This is a genomic window from Clostridium punense (assembly GCF_017874425.1).
GTDB classification, from domain to species: Bacteria; Bacillota; Clostridia; order Clostridiales; family Clostridiaceae; genus Clostridium_J; species Clostridium_J punense.
In genome coordinates this window covers 131,919-143,817 of the sequence record NZ_JAGGLL010000002.1, presented here as the reverse complement: position 1 = coordinate 143,817, position 11,899 = coordinate 131,919, and the positions used below count along the sequence as shown (strand labels likewise).

The window sequence follows — 11,899 nt, the reverse complement described above, 5'->3', positions numbered from 1 at the left end:
ATAAATTAAAGGCTAGGAGCTGAAAGTTATGGTAGAAAAATTAATTAATGAAATTGAACTAGAAATGATTAATTTACTTAGTAATTCACAAATGGAACAACTTCATAAAACTTTATTAAAGAAATTACAGGGATTAAATTTTACAGCTAGAACTAATTATAAGAACATAGAAAATAAAGAAGAGGATTATTGTAATATTTTTATTTGTGCAAAGAAAGTAGAGGGTTGCTCAGAGAAATCTATTAAGTATTATAAATCAACCATAGAGAATATGCTTAAAACACTAGACAAACCTCTTAAGCATATTACAACAGAGGATTTAAGAGGATACTTAGCAGAATATCAAAAAAGAAGCAATTGTAGCAAGGTATCTATTGATAATATCAGAAGAATTTTATCAACATTTTTTTCTTGGCTTGAAGATGAAAATTATGTTTTAAAGAGTCCAGTAAGGAGAATTCGTAAAATAAAGACTGGAAAGATAATAAAAGAGGTGTACACGGATGAACATTTAGAAGTAATGAGGGATAATTGCAAAGAGCTTCGTGACCTTGCAATTATAGATTTGTTAAACTCGACGGGAATGCGTGTAGGAGAGCTTGTAAAACTAAATATAGATGATATAGATTTCAATGAGAGAGAATGTATTGTTGAAGGAAAAGGGGACAAGCAAAGAAGAGTTTACTTTGATGCTAGAACTAAAATACATTTACAAGATTATCTTAATAGCAGAGCTGATGATAATAAAGCATTATTTGTATCTTTACTAAAACCACATAAAAGACTAAATATTAGTGGGGTTGAAATAAGAATGAGGGCTTTAGGAAAAAAGCTTAATATTACTAAACTACATCCACACAAATTTAGAAGAACATTAGCAACGAGAGCTATTGATAAGGGAATGCCCATAGAACAAGTACAGCATCTTTTGGGTCATCAAAAAATAGATACAACTTTGCAATATGCCATGGTAAACCAAAATAACGTAAAGAATTCACATAGGAAATACATTGGCTAGAAATATGAGAAATTGGTATAATATGTAAACTAAATCGAAATTTATCGAGATGTTTGGGGATCCTTTTAGAAATCCTATGGAATGGGACAAAAAACAATTGAAAGAGATTATTTTATTAGCCAACAATGGATTAGCTCGAAGAGGAAATGATAAAGATGGAAATATTGTTCTAAGGTTGGTAGAACTTCAAGATGGATATATTGATTATAATTCTCCTAATAGAATAAAATTAACCGAAGCTGAAAAGAAAAGGTATTTTCTCAAAGATGGGGATTTTTTATTTGCAAGAGTAAATGGCAATCCTGATTACGTAGGAAGATGTGCTACTTATGAGGATATAGGAGAAAAAGTATATCATAATGACCATATTATTAGGGTAAGATTAGATAATAATGTTGTAAACAATGATTATGTTAGCACTTTACTAAATAGTCCATATGGGAAGTTACAAATGAAAGATAAATTAAAAACTTCTGCTGGACAATATACAATAAATCAAACTGGTATATCAGAGATAGAAATAGTTATTCCACCAATAGAACTCCAAAAGCAATTCGCCAACTTCGTTAACCAAGTCGATAAATTGAAATTTGAAATACAAGGGAAGTTAGAGTAATAAGAAGATATCTTGAGTTAGCTAATTGAAAGAATTCTTAAAGAGGATTATCGAAAGGTATAATTACTTTAATATTAAAAGGTTGTACTATTTTTTATAGGAAAGTTATTTAATTCTCCTAATGTTAATATATTTTAGTATATATAATTTTAGGGGGAATTTATGTTAGATTTTATTGATGAATTAGAAGGGTTTACGAAAAAGATTGTTGCTATGGTACTTGGGTTAATATCAACAGGACTTTTCCTATTTATTAACTATAAAGGTAGAGACTATGCCAAAACATATGATGAGCTTGGATTCTTTAACTTTATAACTGAGGTTGGACAGTTTAGATTCTTTTTATTATTTATTGTCATATTAATTTCATTAGCATTAACAGTTTGTGGCTTAATAATAGCCTTTAAGGAATTAGTTTCTCAAAATAGTGTGTTTGAAAAAATTATTTCACTTATATTGTTTTTAACACTGATAGTTATAGGTGGTTTTGGTGCTATGGGAGCAGTACACTATTTAAAAGTTTTTGGTTTAGTTATATTAGGTGGAATATTATTTGCAGGATTCATGCTTAGTTTGGCTCCAAGTAAAGATAGTAAGTAATAAATCGGAGATAACTATATAAAAGATTAATGGATATTATGGAGAAACATAGTATCCATTATTTTTTATATGATTATTTAATGAAACTTTGAATTAGTATATAATTAAGATAGAATAATTTTTTATAAAAGTTATACTATTAAAGTTTATAAAGGAAAGAAAAAAAGTTTAATTATAGTGTGTTTAAAAGATATATAAAAGGGGAAAAGGGATGGTTAGTAATTTTAGCTTTTTAAAAGATAAAGATGTTTTTAAAAGTTTTACAGCAGCTTGCTTAGAAGCTGAAAAGAGTATATTAGTTAGCCCTGCTACTTGTGCAATACTCACAAGAAGGGCACTAGAACTTTCTGTAAAATGGCTTTATAGTTTTGATGAGGATTTAAGGCTGCCTTATCAAGATAACTTATCAAGCCTTATTCATGAAAATACTTTTCTTATGCTAGTAGATGAAAAACTTATAAGAATGCTTAAGTATATTGTGTCTCTTGGAAATGTAGCTGTTCATACAAATTCAAGCATTAAGAGAGAAGAGGCTATACTTTCACTACATAATCTTTATCAATTTATTTCGTGGATTGATTATTGTTATGCGGATGAGTTTACTGCTGGAGAATTTAATGAAGAGGTTTTACTTCAGGGGGAGGATAAGAGAACGAGACCTGAAGAGCTTAAAGACCTTTATAATAAGTTAAGCTCTAAGGATAAAAAGCTTGAGGAAATCATAAAACAAAATGAAGAGCTAAGGCGTGAACTTACAGAAAAGAGAAAAACCAATACGGAAAGTTATGACTTTGACATAGATGAAGCTAGTGAGTTTGAAACTAGAAAGAGATATATTGATGTAGAGATCAAGCTAGCAGGTTGGGATTTTGGTCGGGATGTTTTAGAAGAAGTAAAAGTAACGGGAATGCCTAATAATGCAGGAGTTGGCTATGTGGATTATGTGCTATATGGAGCAAACGGAAAACCACTAGCTGTAGTGGAGGCTAAAAGAAGCAGCAAAGATCCAAAGGTGGGTCAGCAGCAGGCAAAGCTTTATGCAGATTGTTTAGAAAAGCAATTTAATCAAAGACCAGTAATTTTCTTTACTAATGGCTTTGAAACTTATTTATGGGATGATTTTAATGGTTATTCTGAAAGAAGGGTTTATGGGTTCTTTAAAAAGGAAGAACTTCAGCTATTAGTTGATAGAAGAAGTGGCAGAAAGGCTCTTAGGGATTTACAAATAAAGGATAGCATTTCTAATAGATATTATCAAAAGGAAGCTATTATTTCAGTGTGTGAAGCTTTAGAAAAAAAGCTAAGGAAAATGCTCTTAGTTAAGGCTACAGGTACAGGGAAAACTAGAACAGCTATTTCTATAGTGGATGTGCTGGCAAGACATAATTGGGTTAAAAATATATTATTTCTTGCAGATAGGAAAGCATTAGTTAAACAAGCTAAGAATAACTTTTCAAAGCTTTTACCAGACTTAGCACTATGTAATTTATTAGACAATAGAGATAATCCAGAAGAAGCAAGAATGATATTTTCAACTTATCCTACTATGATGAATGCTATTGATGATACAAAATCTAAAGATGGAAAAAGATTATTTACTCCAGGACATTTTGATTTAATAATTGTGGACGAGTCTCACAGAAGTATATATAAAAAGTTCAAGGCAATATTTGATTATTTTGATGCTTATCTTCTTGGACTTACTGCAACTCCAAAGGACGAGCTTGATAAGAATACTTATAGTATTTTTGATTTAGAAAGCGGTGCACCCACCTATGCTTATGAGCTGGAAAAAGCAGTAGAGGATGGGTTCCTTGTAAGTTATGAGACTTTAGAATATGAGTCCAAGCTTATGAAGGATGGCATTAGATATGATGATTTATCAGAAGAGGATAAGGAAGCTTATGAGGACACCTTTGATGATGATGAAAGTATAGGTGATGAAATTTCAAGCTCTGCCATTAATGAATGGTTGTTTAATGATAATACTATTGATTTAGTTTTAAACAAGCTAATGGAAAATGGAATTAGAATTGAAGGTGGAGAGAAACTAGGTAAAACAATAATCTTTGCAAAGAGTAATAAACATGCAAAGGCAATTGTAGACAGATTCAATAAATTATACCCACAGCTTGGTAGTGATTTCTGTAAGGAAATAGATTACTCCATTAATTATGTAGACAGCTTAATAGATGATTTCTCAGATAAAAAGAAGCTGCCTCAAATTGCAGTGTCAGTGGATATGCTAGATACAGGGATAGATATACCTGAAATTTTAAACCTTGTTTTCTTTAAAAAGGTACGCTCTAAATCTAAGTTTTGGCAAATGATAGGTAGGGGTACAAGGCTTTGTCCTGACCTTTTAGGAATAGGACTGGATAAGGAGAAGTTTTTAGTTTTTGACTTCTGCAACAATTTTGATTTCTTTAGAGTGAATCCTAAAGGCTTTGATGGGGCCATTGGAAAGAGTCTAACAGAGAAGATTTTCAACTTAAAATTAGATATAATAAGAGAACTTCAAGACCTTAAGTATGAAGAAGAGGAATATAAGGTTTATCGAAATGCTTTAGTTGAAGAAGCAGTTTTAGCTATAAAAGCACTTAATGAAGATAACTTTAGAGTAAGAATGGCACTTAAATTTGCACTTAAATATAGAGAAGAAAGCAAATGGACAGCACTAGGAGCTTTAGATGCTAATGAAATCAAAGAGCATATCTCATCCCTTATTATGCCTTTAAATGAAGATGAGTATGCTAAACGCTTTGATATAACTATGTATACTATACAGCTTGCAAAGCTTCAAAATGCCAATGCAACAAAGCCCATAAAAACTGTTATTCAGACGGCTGAAGAACTTTCTAAACTAGGAACAATACCAGAAATTCAAGCTAAAAAATATACCATAGAAAAGGTTAAAACAGAGGAATTCTGGGAGTCTGCGGACATTTTTGAACTAGATGCTGTAAGGGAAGCACTAAGAGAGCTGCTAAAATATCTTCAGAAGGAAACTCAGAAAATATACACAACTAATTTTGAGGATTTAATTCTTCGAGAAGATAGAGGTGGAGCTTTCTACAACGTTAATGACCTTAAAAATTACAGAAAGAAAGTTGAGTTCTACTTAAAGGAACATAAAGATGAGCTAGCTATTTTTAAGCTTAGAAACAATAAAAAGCTTTCAAAGCAGGACTTAAAAACTTTGGAAGAGCTGATGTGGAAAGAACTTGGAACCCATGCAGACTATGAAAAAGAGTTTGGAGATATGCCTGTTAACATGCTGGTTAGAAAAATAGTTGGACTTGATAGAATTGCTGCTAATGAAGCCTTTTCAGAGTTTTTAAATAAAGAAACTCTAAACACAAAACAAATACATTTTATTAAGCTAATTGTAGACTATGTAGTTACAAATGGATTAATTGATGACAACAAGGTTCTTCAAGAAGACCCCTTTAGAAGTGTAGGAAGTATCATTGAATTGTTTAGAGAAAACATGGAGGATGCTAGAAAAATAATGGGGGTTATTGGAGAGATAAAGAAGAATGCTGAGGAAGTTGGATAATCTCAAGAGCGGATACTTAAATAATACAGGGTTTCATGTATGAATTATTAGTAGTAACTAGTTTTGGTGAGATAATCATATAATAAATAGAAAAATGGCTTACCATTAAAAGTGGAAGCCATTTTTTTATTTTTCATTAACTTTTCTTTTTCCACTGGGTCAGACTTATACTTTCTAACCGAATAACGCTTTTTAGCTAAGTCCATAAAATCCATTTAATTCACCATCCTATATTTATTTTTAGTAATAATCATATTATATCATTATGTTTTCCAATTTAGCACAGTATAAACTTATAGCATTTAACATAAAATACCACACAAGACAACCCGTGAAAATAAGGATAGATACTAAAGTAAGCCCTATATATAGATAGTATTGGGGAGATAATATAAATATAATATTCACTGTAGAGGAAATCTTTGCAAATGTATGCTACAATAATTTGTAAGAATATTCAATTAAAAGGGAGGGAAAACCATGAAAATAAAAGAAACATTTTTCGGGATTTTCAGAGGACTTAAAGATAGTTTAAAAAGATTTCCTTTAACCATAGGACTCTCAACCATTTGTGTTATTTTAATGATTTATTTCACAGAGGTGGTGCCGAAATCAAGCGAAAGCTTTAGGGAAACCCTCAGCAGAGTTATTATGATTTATGCCCTTGGAATACCACTTTCTCTTTCAATAAAAGTATTCTTTGAGAGAAAAGAAACTTATAAAAAGTCATTGCTGTATACAGCTTTTGTAGTTGGAGGAATAATACTTGCACTGTATTATTATATTTTCCTTCCAGATTTACACATGGTCTCTGTTACAAGATATATTGGCATAAATCTAATATTATATTTAACTTTTATATTTATACCATATCTTTCAAACAATGATAGTTTTGAATTATATGTTATAAGAATTTTAACTAGATTCTTTATCACAGTTGTTTATTCAATGGTTTTATTTCTTGGACTGGTAGCCATCTTATTTACTATTGATGAGTTATTAGGTGTTAATGTTAGAGGAGAAATTTATCTTTATTTTTGGTTTACTGTAGTGGGAGTTTTTGCACCTTCCTTCTTTTTAGCAGGAGTTCCAGTAAAGAATGAAAAACTAGGACTAGAGCATTATCCAAAACTTTTTAGAGTTTTAATACTATATATTGTAATGCCTCTTATTTCAGTGTATACAATAATTCTTTATATATATTTTGGGAAAATAATTATTACAACTCAGTGGCCACAAGGACTAGTTTCTCACTTAGTGCTTTGGTATTCGGTTATAAGTGTTTCAGTTTTATTCTTCATTACCACCTTATTGGCTAAAAATAGTTGGGCAAAGAGATTTATGCAGGTATTTCCTAAAGTAATTATCCCACTTATAGTTATGATGTTTATTTCTATGGGAATTAGGATTAATGCTTATGGAGTAACTGAAAATAGATATTATGTTGTAATCCTTGGTATATGGGTATTCTTAGTAATGATATATTTCTCATTTGCTAAAAAATTGAGAAATATAATTTTACCTATATCATTAGCTATAATAGCCTTTATTTCTATCATGGGGCCTATAAGTAGCTATTCCATTTCTAAGTATAGTCAAAATAAGAGATTTGAAGAAATTCTTATTAGGAATGATATGTTAAAGGAAAATCAACTGATTAAAGCTTCCTCCAAAATTTCTCAGGAGGATAAAAAAGAATTAAGTAGCATACTTAGATATTTTCACTTAAACCATAGCTTGAAGGATATTAAACATTTACCAGAGGCCTTTAAACTAAATAATGTAGAAGATGTTTTTGGTTTTAAATTAAGTGAGGAATATGACCATTATAATGATGAGTATTTCAATTTTAACACTTGGGGCTCAGGGGAACCTCTAGATATAAAAGGTTATGACTACCTTTTTGATACTAGAAATGTAAAGGTTGATGACTCTAAAGACGGTCCATTGGCTATTCAGTATGATTATGAAACAGGAATAGTTAAGATTTTTATGGAGGGCAAGGAAGCATATTCAAAGGACTTAACAGACTATGTGAATGTTCTTTTAGAGAAGTATGGAACAAAGCAAAGAGAAAGCGGATTATCTGTAGAAGAGATGTCCTTCACTGATGAAAATACTAGGCTAAAAGTTAAAATTCAATTTTATAATGTGTCTGGAAGAATAGATAAATTTTCTGGTAAAGTAGATTCAAAAGGTTTAGAATACAATATCTTGATAAAAATAAAGTAAGAGAGATAAATGGTGTAGCATAGAAGATGTTACACCATTTATTAATATAATTATACTTTTATATAGCTATACTTCCTATAAAACTAAAATTAAGGATAATAGGGGTTCTCCTATAAAAATAAACATGAGCTTAATATTGAAAACACACCTTTAAAGGTATATGATAATTTAAAAAGCAAGGAAGGATTAATTCATTATTAGTGAAATGGCTAAAATTTGGTATAACAACAGGGAGGAAAAATGAAAAAGGTGATTATATATTTATTAATTATTTTACTTCTACTAATTGTAGCTGTTGTGTTGTTTTTAAACTTGAACCCAGCCTTTGGAGGAAGTCCAACTAAAGAGGAAAAGGAAACTTATAAAAATTTGGACAATTATGCTGAGGGCAAGTTTATTAATTCTCTGCCTACAAAGTTACTGACAAGTTCATCAAATGGTTCTGAAGAACCTAAGAGCTCTAAAGAAAAACCTAAAGATATTAGCCCAAGTGTTGAAATTCCAATTGAACACATTGACTGGAATAAAATTAATAGTAATAAGGATAGTTTCACTTGGCTTGGTCACTCTACATTTCTAGTTAACATTGATGATAAAAAGATATTATTAGATCCGATGCTTGGACCCATAGCCTCACCAGTTTCATTTGTAGGGGTAAAAAGATATAAATATAGTGAAGATATGATGAAAATTATTGAGAAGCTGCCAAATATAGACGCAGTTGTTATTTCTCATGATCATTATGATCACTTAGACTATGAATCTATCCTTAAGTTAAAGAACAAGGTAGCACATTTTCTTGTTCCACTAGGAGTGGGTGCTCATTTAGTTTCCTGGGGGGTTCCAAAGGAGAAAATTACAGAATGTAATTGGTGGGATGAAAAATCCTATGAAGGTTTAAACTTTGCCTTGACACCATCTAGACACTTTTCAGGAAGGGGACTTTTAAATCGAAATAGCACTCTATGGGGTGGCTGGGTAATTCTTGGGAAAAATACTCGATTATATTACAGTGGGGATGGAGGTTATGGACCTCATTTTAAGGAAATTGGAAATAAATATGGGCCTTTTGATATGACCTTGATTGAAGGTGCTCAGTATGATAAGCGTTGGGCAAATTCTCATATGACACCAGAACAAGCTGTTCAAGGGAACTTAGATGTAAAGGGGAAAAATATGATGCTTATGCACTGGGGAGCCTTTACCCTTGCAAATCATGGTTGGAAAGAACCTGTAAAACGAGGAATAAAAGAAGCAGAGAAAACTGGAGTTAACCTAGTAGTACCTAAAATTGGTGAAACTGTTCCTTTAGGTTCAGAGATTCAAAGTGTTGATTCTTCATGGTGGGATTTTTAGCTTGTTCATATAAAACTGACGAAAGTTTAGCTAATTCATTGATAAATAGTTAGTATAATCAGTTTAAACTAATGAACAAAAGGTTGCTCATAGTTTAGCACAATGTAGGTGTTGAAAGTATGGCACATAGATATGGAGGGATAAGGTGAAGAACTTATTGGAAGTCGCAATAAAAATAGCAGTGGAGGCCCATAGTGGGCAATTAGATAAAGCAGGACAGCCTTATGTGTTACATCCTTTGAGGGTAATGTTTTCACTAAGTGATGAAAAAGATAGAATCGTAGGTGTACTTCATGATATAATTGAAGATTCAAATATTACTTATGACTACTTAATAGCAAATGGATTTGAGGGCGAAACTGAAATACTTGAAGCTTTAGAAAGTGTAACAAAGAAAGAAGATGAAACCTACGAGGAATTTATAGTAAGAGTGGCATTAAATTCAATTGGGAAAAGAGTAAAACTTGCTGACTTGGAGGACAATATGGATTTAAGCCGAATACCAAATCCTACAGAAAAAGATTATGAAAGAATAAAAAGATATAAAAAAGCCAGACAAAAGTTGATTAAGTAGTTCAATGAATACTAGCTCACACAGAGGAGTTTAGTGCATGAAAGGATGCTTTTATGGAAACGGGGGACAGCTTTAATTTTTGAGGGAATTTTAAACTATTAGGGGGGAATTATATTGTGTTATTCAATTGAGTTAATTAGAAAAGAAGAACAAACAACAACAACTTGGTCAGGTGGAACTACTACAGAATTAGCTATTTACCCTAAGGACGCTATTTATAGTCAGCGTAACTTTAAGTGGAGATTAAGTTCAGCAGTGGTTAATGACGAAAAGTCTACGTTTACTTCCCTAAAAGGAATTTGGAGACTTATAATGGTATTGGATGGAGAACTGACTTTAGAACATAAAGGGAAGCACACTGTCCATTTAAAACCCTTTGAACAAGACAGCTTCAGTGGAGAATGGATAACGAATAGCACTGGTAAGGTGAAGGATTTTAATTTAATGATGGCTAGTGGGTGTGAGGGCAACATAAATGTTATAAAACTTAGAAAATATCGGGTTTTTGAAATCAAAGAAGAGCTTTCTGGAAGTAACAATGAGGCTAAAAAATTAACAGAGGCTTTTTACTGCGTTAAGGGGAATGCCTTAGTCAATATTGATGCAAGAGAAATTGAGCTAAATGAAGGGGATTTTCTTTTTATTAATCTTGAAAATAATTTAGCCTCAGTAGATATAAAGCTTATTTCATCAGTAGAGCAAGGAACTGATATTGTAAGAGCTAGTATATTATATTAAAACAATGATTAACAAGATATTTTATTTATTCATATAAGTATTTGTTTTTACACACAAGAGTTGTTATAAGTACTGATACTATTGAAAGGAGGAGTTTTACTATGGCAGAGATTAAATTTGAAATTAAAGAAACTCTAGGAGTTGTTTCTGAATCCTCAAAGGGGTGGAAGAAAGAGTTGAACTTAATTTCTTGGAATGATAAGGAGCCAAAGTTTGATTTGAGAGAATGGGATCCAAGTCATGAAAAGATGGGCAAAGGGGTAACTTTATCTAGGGAAGAATTACAGAAGTTAAAAGAGCTTTTAAATAACATGAATATATAAAGGATAAAGAGGATCTATAGTATGGATTCTCTTTCATTATTATTGAGATAAAAATCTAAAGTAAGCTTTGAAAATAGCAAAACCCTACCTCTAAAGCCCCTCCTTAAAATGAACTTGTTCATAATTGAATAAGAATCTAATAATTATCTAATTGACAGTCATATTAAACTCTTGTACACTTTAAAAGAGAACGGAGGTTTTCTAATGCAGTATCAAAAGGATGAAGTGAGAAACAGAATAATTGAAGAAGCTTTAAGGGAGTTTAATGAAAAGGGCTACGAAGGAACTTCCATAAGAAACATAGCTAAAAAATCTAATACATCTGTTGGAAATTTGTATAAGTATTTTAAATCAAAAGAAGAGCTTCATGAAAATATTGTAGGTTCAATTTATGATAGATTTGTAGATTATATCAATCAGTTCAATAGGGTGGAGCTTAATGAAAAAGCAGAAGTCATATTTTACAAATTAGCTGATGAGATAATGGAGATTTTTGATAAAAATAATATTGAAATTTCTGTGCTTCTTAATGAGAGTAAAGGAACTAAATATGAAAATTGCAAAAGTATTTTCGTGGATTTTATAACAAGAATTGTTACAGAAAAAATGCAATATGAATTATCTTTACAAGGGAAAAAGTTAGAGGATAATTTTATTATAGATCTTCTTTCTCAGAGTCTTGTTGAGAGCATTGCAATTATAGTTAAGAAATGTAGTGAAGGTGCAGAGGTTAAGAAGTATACATTAAATTTAATTCAAATTTTCTATACGGATCTCATAAATAAATTGCAAACTGAAGATATAAAGTAATAAAGGGCTTCTCTATATAAACTAGGTAATTAGCAACAGTAATTTAACATAGAGAAGAATTTTTTCGAGGTAA

The 11,899-nt window shown here is 31.1% G+C and carries 11 protein-coding genes; 10 read left to right on the top strand and 1 reads right to left on the bottom strand.

Annotated elements, in window-relative coordinates:
• Nucleotides 1-28 precede the first annotated feature (28 nt).
• From xerA to J2Z44_RS01815, 4 genes are all read left to right on the top strand, one after another.
• Nucleotides 29-1,018, top strand: coding sequence for a site-specific tyrosine recombinase/integron integrase (xerA, locus tag J2Z44_RS01830; RefSeq protein WP_021282850.1), 990 nt, complete (start codon nucleotides 29-31; stop codon nucleotides 1,016-1,018).
• Between the two features lie 49 nt (nucleotides 1,019-1,067).
• Complete coding sequence (locus tag J2Z44_RS01825) at nucleotides 1,068-1,634, top strand: restriction endonuclease subunit S (RefSeq protein WP_342591387.1); 567 nt, start codon at nucleotides 1,068-1,070, stop codon at nucleotides 1,632-1,634.
• Between the two features lie 162 nt (nucleotides 1,635-1,796).
• Complete coding sequence (locus tag J2Z44_RS01820) at nucleotides 1,797-2,234, top strand: hypothetical protein (protein WP_021283080.1); 438 nt, start codon at nucleotides 1,797-1,799, stop codon at nucleotides 2,232-2,234.
• 211 nt (nucleotides 2,235-2,445) lie between these two features.
• A complete protein-coding gene (locus tag J2Z44_RS01815) occupies nucleotides 2,446-5,793 on the top strand; it encodes a DEAD/DEAH box helicase family protein (protein WP_209649296.1) in 3,348 nt (1,115 codons plus the stop codon).
• Nucleotides 5,794-5,840: 47 nt separating this feature from the next.
• Here J2Z44_RS01815 and J2Z44_RS01810 read toward each other — a convergent pair whose 3' ends face one another.
• Nucleotides 5,841-6,008 carry a hypothetical protein gene (locus J2Z44_RS01810; protein ID WP_209649295.1) on the bottom strand — a complete coding sequence of 56 codons (168 nt, stop codon included), beginning with the start codon at nucleotides 6,006-6,008 and terminating at the stop codon, nucleotides 5,841-5,843.
• 265 nt (nucleotides 6,009-6,273) lie between these two features.
• Here J2Z44_RS01810 and J2Z44_RS01805 point away from each other — a divergent pair, with 265 nt between their 5' ends.
• The 6 genes from J2Z44_RS01805 (at nucleotide 6,274) to J2Z44_RS01780 (ending at nucleotide 11,826) form a co-directional block, all read left to right on the top strand.
• Nucleotides 6,274-8,025, top strand: a complete 1,752-nt coding sequence (locus J2Z44_RS01805) for a DUF4153 domain-containing protein (protein WP_021283076.1) — start codon at nucleotides 6,274-6,276, stop codon at nucleotides 8,023-8,025.
• Between the two features lie 240 nt (nucleotides 8,026-8,265).
• Nucleotides 8,266-9,381: an MBL fold metallo-hydrolase gene (locus tag J2Z44_RS01800; RefSeq protein ID WP_021283075.1), complete on the top strand. Its 1,116-nt coding sequence runs from the start codon at nucleotides 8,266-8,268 to the stop codon at nucleotides 9,379-9,381.
• A 145-nt stretch (nucleotides 9,382-9,526) separates the two neighbouring features.
• Nucleotides 9,527-9,955 carry a guanosine-3',5'-bis(diphosphate) 3'-pyrophosphohydrolase gene (locus J2Z44_RS01795; RefSeq protein WP_021283074.1) on the top strand — a complete coding sequence of 143 codons (429 nt, stop codon included), beginning with the start codon at nucleotides 9,527-9,529 and terminating at the stop codon, nucleotides 9,953-9,955.
• A gap of 114 nt (nucleotides 9,956-10,069) precedes the next feature.
• A complete protein-coding gene (locus tag J2Z44_RS01790) occupies nucleotides 10,070-10,693 on the top strand; it encodes a HutD/Ves family protein (RefSeq protein ID WP_021283073.1) in 624 nt (207 codons plus the stop codon).
• Between the two features lie 101 nt (nucleotides 10,694-10,794).
• The gene (locus J2Z44_RS01785) at nucleotides 10,795-11,016 is read left to right on the top strand and encodes a YdbC family protein (RefSeq protein ID WP_021283072.1); all 222 of its coding nucleotides are present in this window, start codon (nucleotides 10,795-10,797) and stop codon (nucleotides 11,014-11,016) included.
• Nucleotides 11,017-11,220: 204 nt separating this feature from the next.
• A complete protein-coding gene (locus J2Z44_RS01780) occupies nucleotides 11,221-11,826 on the top strand; it encodes a TetR/AcrR family transcriptional regulator (protein ID WP_021283071.1) in 606 nt (201 codons plus the stop codon).
• Nucleotides 11,827-11,899 lie beyond the last annotated feature (73 nt).

Excerpts from the sequence above, each read along its gene's own strand:
- J2Z44_RS01800 (WP_021283075.1), top strand. The coding sequence starts at position 8,266 with ATGAAAAAGGTGATTATATATTTATTAATTATTTTACTTCTACTAATT.
- J2Z44_RS01815 (WP_209649296.1), top strand. The coding sequence starts at position 2,446 with ATGGTTAGTAATTTTAGCTTTTTAAAAGATAAAGATGTTTTTAAAAGT.
- J2Z44_RS01780 (WP_021283071.1), top strand. The coding sequence starts at position 11,221 with ATGCAGTATCAAAAGGATGAAGTGAGAAACAGAATAATTGAAGAAGCT.
- J2Z44_RS01825 (WP_342591387.1), top strand. The coding sequence starts at position 1,068 with ATGTTTGGGGATCCTTTTAGAAATCCTATGGAATGGGACAAAAAACAA.
- J2Z44_RS01785 (WP_021283072.1), top strand. The coding sequence starts at position 10,795 with ATGGCAGAGATTAAATTTGAAATTAAAGAAACTCTAGGAGTTGTTTCT.
- J2Z44_RS01805 (WP_021283076.1), top strand. The coding sequence starts at position 6,274 with ATGAAAATAAAAGAAACATTTTTCGGGATTTTCAGAGGACTTAAAGAT.
- xerA (WP_021282850.1), top strand. The coding sequence starts at position 29 with ATGGTAGAAAAATTAATTAATGAAATTGAACTAGAAATGATTAATTTA.
- J2Z44_RS01820 (WP_021283080.1), top strand. The coding sequence starts at position 1,797 with ATGTTAGATTTTATTGATGAATTAGAAGGGTTTACGAAAAAGATTGTT.
- J2Z44_RS01810 (WP_209649295.1), bottom strand. The coding sequence starts at position 6,008 with ATGGATTTTATGGACTTAGCTAAAAAGCGTTATTCGGTTAGAAAGTAT.